The sequence below is a fragment of the Armatimonadota bacterium genome (genome assembly GCA_031459715.1).
Lineage (GTDB): Bacteria > Sysuimicrobiota > Sysuimicrobiia > Sysuimicrobiales > Humicultoraceae > Humicultor > Humicultor tengchongensis.
The window spans coordinates 26,940-42,390 of record JAVKIA010000005.1 but is presented as its reverse complement, the minus strand read 5'-3'; the positions used below and the strand labels follow the sequence as shown (position 1 = coordinate 42,390).

The 15,451-nt window shown below is 70.4% G+C and carries 14 protein-coding genes and 1 pseudogene; 10 read left to right on the top strand and 5 right to left on the bottom strand.

The features are described from left to right. Positions 1-9: 9 nt before the first annotated feature. From miaA to QN152_03465, 9 genes and pseudogenes are all read left to right on the top strand, one after another. Positions 10-939, top strand: coding sequence for a tRNA (adenosine(37)-N6)-dimethylallyltransferase MiaA (miaA, locus tag QN152_03505; GenBank protein MDR7538580.1), 930 nt, complete (start codon positions 10-12; stop codon positions 937-939). Then, on the top strand, positions 936-2,102 hold the full coding sequence (locus tag QN152_03500) for an LL-diaminopimelate aminotransferase (GenBank protein ID MDR7538579.1): 1,167 nt from the start codon (positions 936-938) through the stop codon (positions 2,100-2,102). The genes miaA and QN152_03500 overlap by 4 nt, the downstream gene beginning before the upstream one ends. 54 nt (positions 2,103-2,156) lie before the next feature. Beyond that, positions 2,157-3,920: a GTPase HflX gene (gene hflX / locus QN152_03495; GenBank protein MDR7538578.1), complete on the top strand. Its 1,764-nt coding sequence runs from the start codon at positions 2,157-2,159 to the stop codon at positions 3,918-3,920. Between the two features lie 13 nt (positions 3,921-3,933). Next, entirely contained in the window at positions 3,934-4,815 is an 882-nt protein-coding gene (locus tag QN152_03490) for an isocitrate lyase/PEP mutase family protein (protein MDR7538577.1), read from the top strand. Between the two features lie 15 nt (positions 4,816-4,830). Beyond that, positions 4,831-5,034, top strand: a pseudogene (locus QN152_03485) (FAD-dependent oxidoreductase). 197 nt (positions 5,035-5,231) lie between these two features. After that, on the top strand, positions 5,232-6,146 hold the full coding sequence (gene tcuA, locus QN152_03480; protein MDR7538576.1) for an FAD-dependent tricarballylate dehydrogenase TcuA: 915 nt from the start codon (positions 5,232-5,234) through the stop codon (positions 6,144-6,146). A 45-nt stretch (positions 6,147-6,191) separates the two neighbouring features. Next, positions 6,192-7,385: a PrpF domain-containing protein gene (locus QN152_03475; protein ID MDR7538575.1), complete on the top strand. Its 1,194-nt coding sequence runs from the start codon at positions 6,192-6,194 to the stop codon at positions 7,383-7,385. Continuing rightward, positions 7,382-8,470: a tripartite tricarboxylate transporter substrate-binding protein gene (locus tag QN152_03470; GenBank protein MDR7538574.1), complete on the top strand. Its 1,089-nt coding sequence runs from the start codon at positions 7,382-7,384 to the stop codon at positions 8,468-8,470. The genes QN152_03475 and QN152_03470 overlap by 4 nt, the downstream gene beginning before the upstream one ends. Before the next feature lie 41 nt (positions 8,471-8,511). Beyond that, on the top strand, positions 8,512-10,461 hold the full coding sequence (locus QN152_03465) for a tripartite tricarboxylate transporter permease (GenBank protein ID MDR7538573.1): 1,950 nt from the start codon (positions 8,512-8,514) through the stop codon (positions 10,459-10,461). A 37-nt stretch (positions 10,462-10,498) separates the two neighbouring features. On the opposite strand, the gene lexA is transcribed toward QN152_03465, so the two are convergent. Continuing rightward, positions 10,499-11,116, bottom strand: coding sequence for a transcriptional repressor LexA (lexA, locus tag QN152_03460; GenBank protein ID MDR7538572.1), 618 nt, complete (start codon positions 11,114-11,116; stop codon positions 10,499-10,501). A 190-nt stretch (positions 11,117-11,306) separates the two neighbouring features. Between lexA and QN152_03455 the strand changes: the two genes are divergently transcribed. Further along, positions 11,307-12,212 carry a tyrosine-type recombinase/integrase gene (locus QN152_03455; protein ID MDR7538571.1) on the top strand — a complete coding sequence of 302 codons (906 nt, stop codon included), beginning with the start codon at positions 11,307-11,309 and terminating at the stop codon, positions 12,210-12,212. A 77-nt stretch (positions 12,213-12,289) separates the two neighbouring features. Here the strand turns inward: QN152_03455 and QN152_03450 are convergent, their stop codons facing one another. Genes QN152_03450 through QN152_03435 form a run of 4 tightly spaced genes read right to left on the bottom strand, consistent with a single transcriptional unit; the run spans position 12,290 to position 15,334 of the window. Then, the gene (locus QN152_03450) at positions 12,290-12,487 is read right to left on the bottom strand and encodes a hypothetical protein (GenBank protein ID MDR7538570.1); all 198 of its coding nucleotides are present in this window, start codon (positions 12,485-12,487) and stop codon (positions 12,290-12,292) included. A gap of 29 nt (positions 12,488-12,516) precedes the next feature. After that, a complete protein-coding gene (locus QN152_03445) occupies positions 12,517-13,722 on the bottom strand; it encodes an acetyl-CoA C-acyltransferase (protein MDR7538569.1) in 1,206 nt (401 codons plus the stop codon). Position 13,723: 1 nt separating this feature from the next. After that, positions 13,724-14,515 carry an enoyl-CoA hydratase-related protein gene (locus QN152_03440; protein ID MDR7538568.1) on the bottom strand — a complete coding sequence of 264 codons (792 nt, stop codon included), beginning with the start codon at positions 14,513-14,515 and terminating at the stop codon, positions 13,724-13,726. 45 nt (positions 14,516-14,560) lie between these two features. After that, positions 14,561-15,334, bottom strand: a complete 774-nt coding sequence (locus QN152_03435) for an enoyl-CoA hydratase-related protein (GenBank protein ID MDR7538567.1) — start codon at positions 15,332-15,334, stop codon at positions 14,561-14,563. Positions 15,335-15,451 lie beyond the last annotated feature (117 nt).

The following is a 15,451-nucleotide window of genomic DNA, read 5'->3' as shown; positions in this document are numbered from 1 at the left end:
GGGAGAACGGTGGAGGGGACAGGGGAAGCGTTGCTTGTGGTTATCTGTGGGGCGACGGCGACGGGAAAGACCGCCGTCGCCGCCGCCCTGGCGGCAGAGGTTGGCGGCGAGATCGTCGCGGCCGACTCGCGAACCGTCTACCGCGGCATGGACATTGGCACGGCCAAGCCGCCGCCCGGGCTCCGCGCCGCGGTGCCGCACCACCTGCTGGATGTCGCTGAGCCCACCGAGGTCTTCACGCTAGCGCAGTACCAGCGGATGGCCACGTCCGCCATCACCGACATCCTCCGCCGGGGTCGCCTGCCGCTCCTGGTGGGCGGCACCGGCCTGTACATCCGTGCGGTGGTGGACGGGCTGCAGATCCCGCGTGTGCCGCCGGACTGGGCGTTTCGCCGCCAGGCCGAGGCGCAGGAGCAGGCCGCACCCGGGATCCTCTACGCCCGCCTGCAGCGGCTCGACCCGCTGGCCGCGCAGCGAATCCACCCGCACAACCTGCGCCGCGTCATCCGGGCACTGGAGGTCATCGCCGCAACCGGCCGCCCCGTCTCTGAGCAGCAGGAGGCGCAGCCGGGACCGTGGCGCGTGCTCATCGCCGGCCTGTGGGTGCCGCGGCCGCTCCTTTACCGGCGGATCGATCACCGTGTGGACGAGCAACTGGCACAGGGGCTGGTGAGGGAGGTGGAGGAGCTGCTGGCCCGCGGCGTGCCCCCGCAGGCACCGGCCATGCAGGGGTTGGGCTACAAGGAGATCATCCCCTACCTGCAGGGCCGCAGCACCCTGGCCGAGGCGGTGGCGGCGCTGAAGCGCAACACCCGCCGGTTTGCCCGGAGGCAGGAGAGCTGGTTTCGCCGTGACCCCCGCATCCGCTGGATCGACGCGGGAGAAGCCGCGCCTGAGACAGTGGCGTCCACTATCCGTGCTATGCTAGCGGAGGAGTGATGCAGGCGGAGCGACTGAGCAGGATCGGCGCCTACCTCTTCGCTGATCTGGACCGCAAACAAGAGGAGCTTCAGGCCCGGGGCGTTGACGTGATCAACCTGGGCATCGGCGACCCCGATCTGCCCACGCCAGAGCACATCGTGGAGGCCCTCGCCCGCGCGGCCCGGGATCCCCGGTCGCACCGCTATCCGCCGTATCCGGGCATCCGCGACTTCAGGGAAGCGGCGGCGGAGTGGTACCGGCGGCGCTTCGGCGTCCGCCTGGATCCGGAGCGGGAAGTCCTGGCGCTCATCGGATCCAAAGAGGGGCTGGCCCACCTGCCCTGGGCCGTGCTGAATCCGGGGCAGGCGGCCCTCGTCCCCGACCCCGGGTATCCGGTCTACAGGGCGGCGACCATCCTGGCAGAAGGGGAGCCCGTCGCCGTTCCCCTCCAGCCGGAGCGGGGGTACCTGCCGGACCTGGCCGCGGTTCCGGACCAGGTCGCCCGTCGGGCCCGCCTGCTGTTCCTCAACTACCCCAACAACCCCACGGCGGCCACGGCAGCGCCTGGCTTCTTCGATGAGGTGGTGCGGTTTGCCCGGGACCGCGGCATATTCGTCGCCCACGACAACTCCTACTCAGAGATCGCCTACGACGGGTACCGGCCGCCCAGCTTCCTCCAGGCGGACGGCGCCAAGGAGGTGGGGGTAGAGTTTCACTCCCTCTCCAAGACCTACTGCATGACCGGATGGCGCCTGGGGTTCGCGGTGGGACATCCTGAGCTGATCGACGCGTTGAGCCGGATCAAGACCAACGTCGACTCGGGGGTCTTCCGGGCGGTGCAGGAGGCGGGGATCGCCGCGCTGCTGGGTCCGCAGGAGCCCGTGCAGGAGCGGCTGGAGGTCTTCCGGCGCCGCCGCGACCGGGTGGTGGAAGCGCTGGATGCCCTGGGCTGGAACCCGCCTAGGCCGCGGGCAACATTCTACCTCTGGTTTCAGGCCCCGGGCGGGCGGAGTGGAACGGCCTTCGCCGCGGAGGTGCTCGAACGCACCGGTGTTGTCCTCACCCCTGGAGTGGGGTATGGTCGGCAGGGCGAGCGGTATGTCCGGCTGTCGCTGACCACGCCGGACGCCCGCCTGGAGGAGGCACTCGACCGCCTGCGTGCGGCCTTTGGAGGTGGGTAGCCGATCCCGCAGATCTGGGGGCTACCTCGAGCCGTCGACCCTGCGCATCGGCAGATGCTGCAGGCCTTGCTGCGTCGGCGCGTCCCCCAGGACCGCATCGCCGCCCCCGACCTCCTGCACACTCTGGCCCACCTGGCCCACGCCCTGAAAAGCGAGGTGGGGGTCTACGTGGACCGCCACGGAACAGTGCGGGAGGTGGTGGTCAGCCGCAGGTGGCAGGAGCTGCTGCCCTCACTGACCGCCCGGGCCTCCTCCTCACGCCTTGTGGGACTGCGCTACATCGCCGCCCGCCCCGAGGCGGAGCGGGCTCCGGGTGAGGGCGACGGGCGACACGTGGTCGAGGCGCGCCTCGACCTGGCGGCGGTCGTGGACTCGCGCAAGGGCAGGCCCGGGGAAGGGTGGCTGGTCATGATGGTCCCCGGCCCCGACGGGGCTGAGCCGCAGACGACCGTCGAGGGGCCCTACGCGCCGGAGGTTCTGGTTCACCTGGAGGTGGCGCCGCGGATCAAGATGGTGGAGGGCGTCCTGCGGCGCAGCCCTACTGTGGCCACGGCGGTGACGCGCCCGGAGCGGGCGATCCTGGTCGGGCTTTCCCTGTCCGACGCAGCGCCTCCGGGTCAGGTGCCCCACCCACCCACCAGCGCCTCGCTGGAGGAACTCGCCAGGCTGGCGCAGACAGCCGGTGCCGAGGTCTGCGCCAGCCTGGTCCAGGCACGATCCAGGCCGGACGCGGCCACCTTCATCGGGCGGGGAAAGGCGGGGGAGCTACTGCGGCTGTGCGAGGAACACGACGCCGACCTGGTCATCTTCGACGAGGAGCTCTCCCCCGCGCAGCAGCGCAACCTGGAGCGAGAGCTGGGGCGCAAGGTCGTGGACCGCACCGCGCTGGTGCTGGACATCTTCGCCCGGAGGGCGCAGACGCGGGAAGGGCGGCTGCAGGTGGAGCTGGCACAGCTCACCTACCTCCTGCCCCGGCTGACCGGACGCGGAGTCTGGCTCTCCCGCCTGGGAGGGGGTATTGGTACCCGTGGCCCTGGAGAGACCAAGCTGGAGGTGGATCGGCGGCGCATCCGGCAGCGCATCACCGACCTGCGCCGGGAGCTGCACGAGGTAGCCCGGCACCGCACCCGGCAGCGGGACTCGCGGCGACGCACCGGCTATCCCGTGGTCGCCATCACCGGCTACACCAACGCCGGCAAGTCCACCCTGCTCAACGCCCTCACCCACGCCGGGGTGCTGGTGGAGGACAGGCTCTTTGCCACTTTGGATCCCACCGTGCGGAAGGTCACCTTGCCCAACCGCCAGACGGTGTTACTGGTGGACACCGTCGGCTTCATCCACAAACTGCCGACGCATCTGGTGGCAGCCTTCCGGGCGACACTGGAGGAGGCCGTCGACGCCGACCTGCTTGTCCACGTGGTGGACGTGGCCGACCCGCAGTGGCCCCACCAGATGGCGGTGGTGAACCGCATCCTGGCTGACCTGGGAGCGGGGGACCGGCCGCAGGTCGTGGCCTTCAACAAGATCGACCGCCTGCCCGCGGCGGCGCGCCGGGCCCTGGCCCGGGCGCATCCCGACGCGGTGCTGATCTCCGCCCAATATAGCCTTGGGCTGCTCAACCTGTTGCGGCGGATAGCCCAGCGGCTGCCGCAGCGCCTGGTACGCCTGCGGATGGCCGTGCCCTACGCGCAGGCTGGCACCCTGGCGCAAATCTACGCCCAGGGCCGCATCCTGCAGCAGCGGTACGCGGAGGAGGGGGTCGAAGTGGAAGCGGAAGTTCCCCCGGCGCTGGCCGCGCGCCTTCGCGGGCCGCAGTGACCCCTCTGGTGTGGTGAGCGACGCATCCGCCGCACGCGTGCGGCTGCGCCAGCGCCTCACCACGGGGGTGATCCTCGTGGCCGTGGGTGTCTACGACGGCCTCTCCGCGCGGCTGGCCGAGGACGCCGGGTTCGAGGCGGTCTACGCCAGCGGTGGCGCCATCGCCCGTAGCGCCGGGCTGCCCGACCTGGGCCTGCTGACCCTGAGCGAGATGGTGGAGCGGGTACGGCAGATCACGCAGGCCGTGGCCGTCCCGGTCATCGCCGACGCCAACACCGGTTACGGCAGCGCCCTCAACGTCCGCCGCACCGTCCGCCTCTACGAGGACGCTGGCGTGGCCGCGCTGCACCTGGAGGACCAGGTGACGCCTAAGCGCTGCGGGCACTACCAGGGGCAGGAAGTGATCCCGGCGGAGGAGATGGTGGGGAAGATCCGCGCAGCGGTGGAGGCGCGGCGCGACCCCGGCCTGGTGATCATCGCCCGCACCGATGCTCGGTTGGCGGTGAGCCTGGAGGAGGCGCTGCGGCGGGCACGGCTCTACGCAGGGGCCGGCGCCGACGTGCTGTTCGTGGAAGCGCCGCGGACGCGGGAGGAGGTGGCAGCCATCAGAGAGGCGGTGCAGGTGCCCCTTCTGTACAACCTGACCTACAGCGGGAAGAGCCCCCTGCTTTCGCCTGAGGAGCTGCGGGCAATGGGCTACCAGATCGTTATCTTCCCCGCCGACCTCCAGCTGGGGGCCATCCGCGGCATGCAGCAGGTCCTGGCCAGTCTGCGCCGCGGGGGGCTCACCCCCGGGGAGCTGCGGGTGTCCTTCCAGGACCGCGATGCCGTCGTCCGCCTGGCGGAGTGGCTGGCGCTGGAAGAGCGGTACAGCAGTCGCCGGGATTCCATCTGACCGTGAGGGCCAGGGATGCACTCCGGCCGCAACCCTGATGTCATCGTCGTCGGTGCGGGCAACGCCGCGCTGGCCGCCGCCATCGCCGCCCGGGAGGCGGGGGCGACGGTACTGGTCCTGGAGAAGGCCCCTCCGGAACTGCGGGGCGGCAATACCCGCTTCAGCGGAGGGGTCTTCCGCTTTGCCTACTCCGGCCTGGAAGATATCCTGCCCCTGCTGTCCCGCCGAGCCAGGTCTTCGGTGTCCGCCACGGGGGGGCGGTGGCGCTTTCCGCCGGGCGTCGTACTCCAGACGCGCGGCGCCGGGGTGGGGCTCTCCGCTGCGCTGTTTCGAATCGCCGAGCGCCTGGGGGTGGAGGTGGCCTACGCCATCAGGGCGGTGGGCTTGCGCCTGGACGGGTCCGGGGGCGTGCGGGGGTGAGCGTGCGCGGTCCCGCCGGACCCGCCGACCTGGAGGCTCCCGCCGTGATCCTGGCCTGCGGCGGCTTCGAAGCCAACCCGGAGATGCGCGCGCGTTACCTGGGCCCCGGATGGGACACCGTCATCGTCCGCGGCACCGCCTCTAGCACCGGGGAAATGCTGGATGCCGTGCTGCGGATCGGGGGGCAGCCCCACGGCCACTGGAGCGGCTGCCACGCCACTCCAGTGGATGCCGCCGCACCGCGGGTGGGTGACCTGCGGCTCACCGACAGGACCAACCGGCTCTCCTACCCGTACGGGATCATGGTGAACACTGAGGGACGACGTTTCGTGGACGAAGGGGAGGACTTCTCGCCCTACACCTACGCCAGAATCGGGCGGGCCATCCTGGCCCAGCCCCAAAACCGGGCCTGGCAGATCTTCGACCAGCAGACCGTCGACCTGCTGGAGGAGCGGTACGCCACCGGTCGCCCGGTCCGGGCAGAGACGTTAGCGGAGCTGGCTGAGGCCATGGGGGTGCCCCGGGCGGCCCTGGAGGAGACAGTGGCCACTTTCAACGCTGCAGCCCGAGCCGGAAGGTTCGACCCCACCGCGCGGGACGGCAGGAGCACGACGGGTCTTCGGCCTCCCAAGTCCAACTGGGCCCTGCCGCTGGAGTCTCCACCTTTCGTGGCCTACCCCGTCACCTGCGGGATCACTTTTACCTATGGCGGCCTGCGCGTGGACGAGCAGGCGCGGGTGCTGGATACGGAGAATAAACTCATTTTAGGGCTGTACGCCACTGGGGAGATTACGGGCGGTTTCTTCTGCTTCAACTACCCGGCCGGCGCCGGCCTGATGCGCGGCGCGGTCTTTGGCCGGATGGCCGGCGAGGAGAGTGCGCGGCTGGCCGTCTCACGCCGTCACACCTGAGGCCCGCGCCTGCTGGCGGAGCGCAGCAGGAAAGGGGAGGGAAGCATGCAGCGGCGTATTCCTGCAGTCGTCATGCGTGGGGGCACGAGTCGGGCGGTCTTCTTCCACCGGCACCACCTGCCCGAGGACCCCGCGCTGCGCGACAGAGTCATCCTGGCCATCTTCGGCGGGGGGGACCCCTACGGCCGCCAGGTCGACGGGCTGGGCGGCGCGGTCTCCACCACCAGCAAGGCCGCCATAATCAGCCCCCCGTCCGTACCGGACGCGGATGTGGATTACACCTTCGGGCAGGTCTCGGTGACTGCGCCACTGGTGGACTATGGAGGCAACTGCGGGAACATCTCCTCAGCCGTGGGCCCCTTCGCCATTGAGGAGGGACTCGTCCGTGCCACCGACCCGGTGACCACGGTGCGCATCTGGCAGGTGAACACGCGGAAACGCATTATCGCCCGCGTGCCCACCTCGGGTGGTCTGCCGCAGGTAGAAGGCGACTACGCCATCGATGGCGTGCCAGGGACAGGGGCAATGATCCTGCTGGAGTTCCTCGACCCCGGCGGATCCATGACCGGGCGGCTCCTGCCCACCGGCAATCCCACCGACGTGCTGGAGGTGGAGGGGATAGGCCGGCTCACCGTCTCCCTGGTGGACGCCGCCAACCCGGTGGTCTTCGTCCATCCCGGGGACCTGGGCCTGGAGGGGCTGGAGATGCCGGAGCGGGTGGACGGAGACCCCGCACTCCTGGCCAAGATCGAGGCGATCCGCGCTCACGCCGCGGTGCGCATAGGTCTGGCCCGCACCCCCGCGGAGGCTACCGCGCGCAGTCCCGGGGTGCCCAAGCTGGCCTTCACCGCTCCGCCGGCCTCCTACACCTCGACCCGGGGGAGCCCCGTGGACGGCGCGGCCGTGGACGTGGTGGGGCGGATTATGTCCATGGGACGCCTGCACCGCTCCTACGCCCTCACCGGCGCCATCTGCACCGCCGCAGCGGCGCAGGTGGAGGGTACGCTGGTGCACGCCGTGGCCCGCCCCGGCCCCTCGGGGGAGCGCACGCTGCGCATTGGCCATCCTGCTGGAATCATCGAGGTGGGGGTACAGGTGGTGCGGCGGGACGGGGAGTGGCACGTGGAGAAGGTGTTGACGCGGCGCACCGCCCGCCGTCTGATGGAGGGAATGGCACTGGTGCCAGCATCGGTGTGGCCGCTGACGGCTCCGGCCGCCGCGGCCGCCGTGAGGGGGTGAGGGAAGTGCAGCGAGCCGCGCTGGCTGTGGTCGTCGGCCTGCTGCTCGTCGCCGGGGGAACCCCGGTACAGGGGCAGGTGCCCTACTACGCCGGCAAGACCATCGAGATCATCGTGCCGTTCGGCGCCGGGGGCGGGACGGACATCGAGACCAGGTTCCTGGCGCCGTTCTTCGAGAAGCACATCGCCGGGAACCCGAAGATCGTGGTGACCAACCGGCCCGGAGGTGGGAGTATCCTGGGGGCCAACTTCTACGCGGCCAACGCCAAACCCGACGGGTTCCAGATCTTCGCCAGCAGCGGGTCCACCGTGATCCCGTTCCTTCTGGGCGTGCCGCAGGTGCAGTACGACTACAGGAAGTGGAGGCTGGTGAAGGTGAACGGGGTGGGAGGCGTGGCCTACGTCTCACCGGCCACGGGCATCCGCCGACCGGAGGACGTGCTGAACCCGGCCCGACCGCTGGTCTACGGCGGCATCAGCGCCACCGGCCTGGACCTGTCCATGCTCCTGGCCTTCGAGCTGCTGGGGATCAACGTGCGCAGCGTCCTGGGCTTCGAGGGCCGCGGTCCTGCCCGTCTGGCCTTCGAGCGCGGTGAGACCAATATCGACTACCAGACCACGCCGGCCTACCTCTCCCAGGTCGTTCCTCTGATCCGGGAAGGCAAGGCCCGCCCGTTGTTCTCCTTTGGCTTCACCAACGAGAAGGGGCAACTGGTGCGCGACCCCGCGGCCCCCGACCTGCCGACCATCTACGAGTTCTACCAGCAAGTGCACAAGCGCAAGCCGGACGGGCTGCTGCGCTGGAAGGCGCTACAGGCGCTGCTGGTGCCGGCTTTCTCCTTCCAGAAGACCCTGTGGGTGCCTCAGGGCACGCCGCCGGAAGCGCTGAACGCGCTGTGGGAGGCGGTGGACAAGATGAATGCGGATCCGGAGTTCCGGGAGAAGAGCAAGAACATCCTGGAGGGCTACACCCTGTTCCGCGGCGACAAGATGGAAGGGGCGCTGCTGCGGTCCCTTACCGTGACCCTGGACGTGCGGAAGTTCATCCTGGACCTGCTGCGGACGAAGTACAACGTCGCCATCTGAGAAGCAGCCGGACGGCCGGCTGAGCGACGGGGCGGGCGCCGATGGGGCAGGCCTTGCAGGCCGGGCTGGAGCTCTTTCTGATCCCCACGCGGCTGGGGATGATGCTCCTGGGCGTCCTGGCCGGACTGGTCGTGGGCATACTGCCCGGCATGGGGGGCATTGTGGCCGTGGCCGTGCTGCTGCCCTTCGTGGTCAAGCTGGACGCGGTGGCCGCGCTGGCCATGGTCACCGGCGCGCTGGCGGTGGTCCACACCTCGGACACCATCACCTCGGTGCTGATCGGAGCACCGGGATCGGCGGCGTCGGTGCCCAGCGTACTCGAAGGGCATCCCCTGGCCAAACAGGGGCAGGCCGCGCGGGCGCTGGCTGCCGCCTACCTCTCCTCGCTGGCGGGCGGGCTTATCGGCGCCCTGGGCCTGACGCTCTCCATCCCCATCGCCCGCCCCCTGGTGCTCTCCTTTGGCTCCCCGGAGCTGTTCATGCTCACGGTGCTGGGGATCTCCTTCGCCGGCAGCCTCCTGGGGAAAGAGCCGCGCCGGGGAATCATCGCCGGCCTGCTGGGGCTGCTGCTAGGTACGGTGGGCCCCACGCCGGCGGCGGCTCAGGTGCGGTTCGACTTCGGCCAGGTCTACCTGATGGACGGCTTGGACCTGGCCATCGTCGCCCTGGGCGTCTTCGGCATCGCCGAGGTCATCGCCCTGCTGGCCCGAGGCGGGGCTATCGCCGAACGGGTAGACCTGGGGCGGGGCTGGCTGGAGGGGGCGCGCGACGTCCTGCGCCACCGCTGGCTGGTCCTGCGCGGGGCGCTCATCGGGATGTGGGCCGGGGTCCTGCCGGCCATCGGCGCCACGGCGGGGACCTGGATGGCCTACGGGCACGTGGTGGCGGCCAGCCGGGATCGGGATCGCTTCGGCCGGGGAGACATCCGCGGCATCATCGCCCCCGAAGCGGCCAACAACGCGGTGGAGGCCGGCGACCTGGTCCCCACCTTGCTTTTCAGCGTCCCGGGCAGTGCGCCGGCGGCCATGATCATGGGGTCGCTGCTGGCCTACGGGGTGGTCCCCGGGCCACGCATCGTCACCGATCATCTGGATCTCATCTACGTTATCGTCTGGACGTTTGCCGCAGCCAACGTGATCGGGGCGGCCCTGATGTTCCTGGCCAGCCCGGCGCTGGCCCGGCTGACTTACATCCCGTTCACGCGGGTGGCCCCCGCCATCATCCTGATGATGGCCCTGGCCGCCTACCAGGAGACGCAGCACTACGGCGACCTGCTGACGCTGCTGGCGCTGGGGGTCCTGGGGTACGGGATGAAAGCCGCGGGATGGCCGCGGGCGCCGCTGCTCATCGGCTTCGTCCTCTCCGGACCCCTGGAGCGGTACTTCTGGCTGACGGTGAACCTCTTCCCCGACCCGCGCGCCTGGTTGCTCCGCCCGGCCGTAGTGGTCATCGGGTTGCTGGTGATCTCACCGTTCGCCTGGAGCGGGCTGCGGGCGCTGCGCGAGCGGACGCGGCGGCGGGAGCAGGCAGTCGCCCGCTGGACTCCGGGGGTAGGGACGGTGGTCAGCATGGGGCTCCTTGGCGTATTCGCCTATGCCTGGACGACCTCCCGCGGGTTCCTGCCCGGAGCGGCGCTGATGCCGCTAAGCGTGGCCAGCGCGGGAACGGTGCTGGCCCTGGCCCAGGTGATCCAGGAAGTCCGCGGGCGCAGCCTGCCCGCCGAAGAGGAGGACGACGTCGCCCTCTCCGGTCCGGCGACCTCCCGTGCGCTCATTTATCTGGGAGGCATCGCAGTCTACACCGCGCTGATCTGGGTGGTAGGGATCCGCCTGGCCACGGCCGGGTGGATCCTGCTGTTCATGCGGCGAATTGGCCGCATGGCCTGGCCGCTGGCGGTGCTGTACACGGCGGGCGTGCTGGTGGGGCTGGAGATACTGGCCCGGTTGCTGGGGATCCGTCTGCCTGCCGGGGTCCTGGGCCCCTTCGGCTGAGGATGCCAGGCAGTCCGGTCTCGCCGGAAGCTGCCGGCTACGAAGCCATCCGCCGGATCAGCCCGACCACCTTGCCCTCGATGATCACGTCTCGGGTGAGGATTGGCTCCAGGGCAGGGTTTTCCGGCTGCAGCCGGATGTAGCCGTCCTCCCGGAAGAAGCGCTTGACCGTCGCCTCGTCTTCAAGGCGTGCCACGACAATATCCCCGTTGTGGGCGGTGGGCTGACGACGCACGATGACGTAGTCACCGTCGTAGATGCCTGCGCCCACCATGCTGTCCCCGCGCACGCGGAGGATAAAGGTCTCGGCGCCGCGGACGAACTCCGCCGGCAGGGGGAAGTAGTCCTCGATGTTCTCCTGGGCGAGCAGGGGGCTGCCGGCGGCCACACGGCCGACCACGGGCAGGGGGATGACCTTCTTCGGCGGGGCCGCCCGCTCGTCGCGCAGCACCTCCAGCGCGCGGGGCTTGCTCGGATCGCGGTGCAGGTAGCCTTTCTTCTCCAGCGCGGCCAGGTGGCTGTGCACGGTGGAGCTGCTGGTCAGCCCCAGCGCGCGGCCAATCTCGCGCACCGACGGAGGGTACCCGTGTGTCTCCGCGAAGCGCTGGATGAAGGTGAGGATCTCGGCCTGTCGGCGCGTCAGTCCCCGGCCCATGTGCGCTCCTCCTTACACGAGGTCTCCACCGGGAGGCGAACCGGATTATAGCACGGGGCAATGAGGTAAGGCAAACATCTGTTCGCACTTTGGACCGATGAACTCGGCCCGGACCGAGATCATGTCGTACAATGCCCATTATGCGACTTGAAGGAAACCGCGCCCTGGAGCGGGAATTCTCCCCGCACGCATGGAGCCCCGCCGGGCCCCCGCCAAGTTCCCTCCCCTCCTCCAGGAGTGGGCCGACGACCTGGCCGCGCGCAACCAGCGCCCGCGGACCATCCAGGGGTACCTCAGTGACCTCGCTCAGTTCGCCGAGTGGCTCCGTCATCGTCCCCTGGAGGCGGTCCGTGCGCAGGACCTGCGCCGCTTCAGCCACGCCATGCAGCGGGCCGGTCTCCGCCCCCGCACCCGGGCTCGCCGCCTGGTGGCCCTACGCCAGTTCTACGCCTACCTGGTGAGAACCGGCCGCCTTGGGGCAAGCCCCCTGGAGCACCTGGAGCTCCCCAGGATCAGCCGGGCCACCGTGCCCGGCTTCCTCCGGCCGGCGGAGGTGGGACGGCTACGCGCTGTCATCCCCGATACCCCCCGGGGGAGGCGGGACCGGGCGCTGGTTGAGCTGGGCCTCTCCTCGCTGCGCGTCTCGGAAGTGGTGGGCCTGCAGCTGGACGACCTCTTCCTCGACCGGGGGCAGGTGCGGATCACCGGCAAAGGTGGCGGCCAGTACCTCCAGCCGGTGACGGCCACGGCCGTCCGTGCCCTGGAGCGGTGGCTGGCCGTCCGCCCCCGCTGGGCGTCGTCGTTCGTCTTCATCTCCCTCCCCCCTCGCGGCAGCCGCGGCCTGACCTACGAGTCCGCGGAGCGGATCCTGCGGGCCTACCTGAGGGCGGCGGGCATCACCCGGCCGCTGTCGTTCCACGCCCTGCGGCACACGGTGGGGGTCGCCCTGGCCGACCGGGGAGTGCCGCTGGAGTACATCCAGGACCTCCTGCGCCACGCCGACCCGCGGACGACCCGGATCTACACCTCCGTGGCTCCGGAACGGCTGCAGGAGGTGCTCCACCGGGAACTCCACTTCCCCGACCCGTCCGGCTGAGAAGGGTACCTCATGGGGACCGAAGAGCTGGTAGAAGTTCGCAGGCCGCCTTCCGTCGCAGTCGCGCCGGTCCCCGCTCAAGGGGACGGCAGCAGCTCCACCTCCTCTCCTCGCGCCATAACCTCGCTAGCGCCCGCCCTCCCCCATACGACCACGGTGAGGAGGTCGTAGCGGGGGATCACGCGCCGTACCTGGCCTTCCAGCGGCGGATCACGCAGCACCCGCACGCGGTGCCCCGGGGCCAGGGGCTGCCCGTGCCGGTCGTACACCATCATGGCGGTACTACCCGGATCAGTCGCTGGGCTCAGTGAGGAACCCGCTCGATGACCACGGCGATGCCCTGCCCCACCCCGATGCACATGGTGGCCAGCCCTAACCGTGCCCCCCGCCGCTCCAGTTCATACAGCAGGGTGGTCATGATTCGCGCCCCGCTGCAGCCCAGGGGATGCCCCAGCGCAATGGCCCCACCATTGGGGTTGAGCCGCTCCGGGGGGATGTTGAGCTCTCGCATGCAGGCCAGCACCTGCGCGGCAAAAGCCTCGTTCAGCTCGATCACGTCCAGGTCCTGAATGGACAGGCCCGCCCGTGCCAGGACCTTGCGCGTGGCGGGGACCGGACCCAGACCCATGGTGGAGGGGTCCACGCCCGCCACAGCCGAAGCGACCACACGCGCCCTGGGTCTGGACCCGCGGGCCGCCGCTGCCTCCGCCGACATGAGCAGGATGCCTGCAGCCCCGTCATTGATTCCCGAGGCGTTCCCCGCGGTGACCGTCCCGTGCTGCTTGAATGCTGGAGGGAGCGCCGCCAGGCGCTCCAGGGTGGTATCCGGGCGCGGCGGCTCGTCCGTGTCTACGATGAGCGGCTCGCCCCCTGGCCCCGGGACCACCACCGGGACGATCTCCTCCCGGAAGCGTCCCTCGGCGATGGCCCGCGCGGCCCGGCGCTGGCTCTCCAGGGCGAAGGCGTCCTGCTCCTGCCGGGTAATGCCATACCGCTCAGCCACCACCTCGGCAGTCTCCCCCATGCTCAGCGGCGGGTAGGCCTGAGCCAGCTTCGGGTTGACGAAGCGCCAGCCGATGGTGCTGTCGTGGAGCTCCACCCGGCCCCGCGGAAAAGCCCGGTCAGGCTTGGCCATGACCAGGGGCGCGCGGGTCATCGACTCCACACCGCCGGCGATGAAGACTTCTCCCTCCCCCGCCCGGATAGCGTGTGCAGCGGCGACCACCGCCTGCAGCCCCGAGCCGCACAGCCGGTTCACCGTCTGCCCGGCCACGTCCACCGGCAGACCTGCCAGGAGCACAGCCATGCGGGCCACGTTGCGGTTGTCCTCGCCGGCCTGATTGCTGCAGCCGAAGATGACGTCCTCGATCTTCCCTGGATCCAGGCGGTTGCGGCGCACCAGCGCCTGGATGACAACTGCGGCCAGGTCGTCGGGGCGCACGTCCCGAAGTACCCCGCCGTACCGGCCGATGGGAGTGCGGACGGCATCCACAATGACCGGCTCCGGCATCTCAGGCTCCGGTAAACTGCGGCGGCCGCTTCTCCCCAAAGGCCGCCACACCCTCACGGTGGTCGGCGGTGGCCCCGGCCACCTCCTGCAGGTAGGCCTCATAGGCCAGCGCATCCTCCAGCGGGGCGTGCAAGGCGTGGCGCAGGGCCCGCTTGGTCAACCCATAGGCTCTGGTGGGCCCGGCAGCCAGACGCCGCGCCACCTCCAGGGTGGTCGCCATCAGCTCCTCCGCCGGCACTACCCGGTTGACCAGGCCCAGGCGCAGCGCCTCCTGCGCGTCCACCGGATCTGCCAGGTAGGCCATTTCGAAAGCCTTGCCCAGGCTCACCAGGCGGGGCAGGAAGTAGGTGCTCCCGGAATCGGGAACCAGCCCGACCCGGGCGAAGATCTGGATGAACGAGGCCTGCTCCGAGGCGAACCGCAGGTCGCAGGCCAGGGCCAGGCTGCAGCCGGCGCCTGCGGCCACCCCGTTGACCGCGGCCAGTACCGGCTTCTCCACCGTGGCCAGCCGCAGGATCACCGGGTTGTAGCGGCGCCGCAACAACTCCAGGTACGATGGCTCCGCCGTCGGGGGGCGCTCCCTCAGGTCCTGTCCAGAGCAGAACCCGCGCCCGGCCCCCGTGAGGACGATGCAGCGCACCTCGGCCTCCCGGGCGGCGTAGTCCAGGCCCTCCTGCAGCTCGCGGGCCAGCTGCTCATTGACCGCGTTCAGGACTTCCGGTCGGTTAAGGGTCAGGGTGAGCACCCCTGCCTCCTCCGCCAGCAGCACCGTGTTCAGCGCAGGGGCTGGCATCCTCCCGCCTCCTTTCACCTTGCCCGGCGACATGCCCGGGCGGGTTTATCGCCCGCGGAACTGGGCGGGGCGTCGGGCCAGGAAGGCACGCACGCCCTCTTCCTTATCCTCCGTAGCGAAGAGCAGGTAGAAGCACTTGCGCTCGTAGTCCAGTCCTCCCTCCAGGGAGGTGTCGAACGCCTTGAGCACCGCCTGCTTAGCCAGCCGCACGGCCAGCGGCGGACGGGAGGCGATCTCCCGGGCCAGGGCCCGGGCCTCCGACAGCACCAACTCATCGGGGACCACGCGTGTCACCAGCCCCATGGCCTCCGCTTCCCGCGCCGTCATCTGCCGCCCGGTGAGGATCAGCTCCATCGCCCGGTACTTGCCCACGGTACGGGTCAACCGCTGGGTTCCTCCGGCCCCCGGGATCAGCCCCAGGTTGATCTCCGGCTGGCCGAAGCGCGCTGATTCCCCGGCGATGATGATGTCGCAGAGCATGGCCAGCTCGTTGCCGCCGCCCAGGGCGAACCCGGTGACCGCAGCCACCAGCGGCGCGGCCACCTTGCGGATGCGCTCCCACTGCTGGAAGCGGTACGCCTGCAGCATATCTACCACCGAGGCCTCGGCGAATTCGCGAATGTCCGCGCCCGCAGCAAAGGCCCGGGGGCTGCCGGTGAGCACCAGGCAGCGGACCTCGGGGTCCCGGTCCAGGTCCTCCAGCACGGCGACCAGCTCATCCATCAGCGCCCGGTTGAGGGCGTTCAGCACCTCGGGGCGGTTCAGCTGCACCACGGCGACGGCCTCTTCGCGGGTGACCAGCAGGTGTTGCGGCGTCATCAGGCCCTCCTTTCGTCTCCAGGCATCCGCCGCGGCTACACCGGAGCCGGCCGCGGTGGCCGCGGTCTTCGGGCAGACGGGAAAACGGCGCCGCTCCCAACGGGGCGCGGCCGTCCC

Bases quoted from the DNA above. Each gene is read 5' to 3' on its own strand.
- hflX (MDR7538578.1), top strand. From the start codon at position 2,157: ATGCTGCAGGCCTTGCTGCGTCGGCGCGTCCCCCAGGACCGCATCGCC.
- QN152_03475 (MDR7538575.1), top strand. From the start codon at position 6,192: ATGCAGCGGCGTATTCCTGCAGTCGTCATGCGTGGGGGCACGAGTCGG.
- QN152_03465 (MDR7538573.1), top strand. From the start codon at position 8,512: ATGGGGCAGGCCTTGCAGGCCGGGCTGGAGCTCTTTCTGATCCCCACG.
- lexA (MDR7538572.1), bottom strand. From the start codon at position 11,116: ATGGGCCGGGGACTGACGCGCCGACAGGCCGAGATCCTCACCTTCATC.
- QN152_03455 (MDR7538571.1), top strand. From the start codon at position 11,307: ATGGAGCCCCGCCGGGCCCCCGCCAAGTTCCCTCCCCTCCTCCAGGAG.
- QN152_03450 (MDR7538570.1), bottom strand. From the start codon at position 12,487: ATGATGGTGTACGACCGGCACGGGCAGCCCCTGGCCCCGGGGCACCGC.
- QN152_03445 (MDR7538569.1), bottom strand. From the start codon at position 13,722: ATGCCGGAGCCGGTCATTGTGGATGCCGTCCGCACTCCCATCGGCCGG.
- QN152_03440 (MDR7538568.1), bottom strand. From the start codon at position 14,515: ATGCCAGCCCCTGCGCTGAACACGGTGCTGCTGGCGGAGGAGGCAGGG.
- QN152_03435 (MDR7538567.1), bottom strand. From the start codon at position 15,334: ATGACGCCGCAACACCTGCTGGTCACCCGCGAAGAGGCCGTCGCCGTG.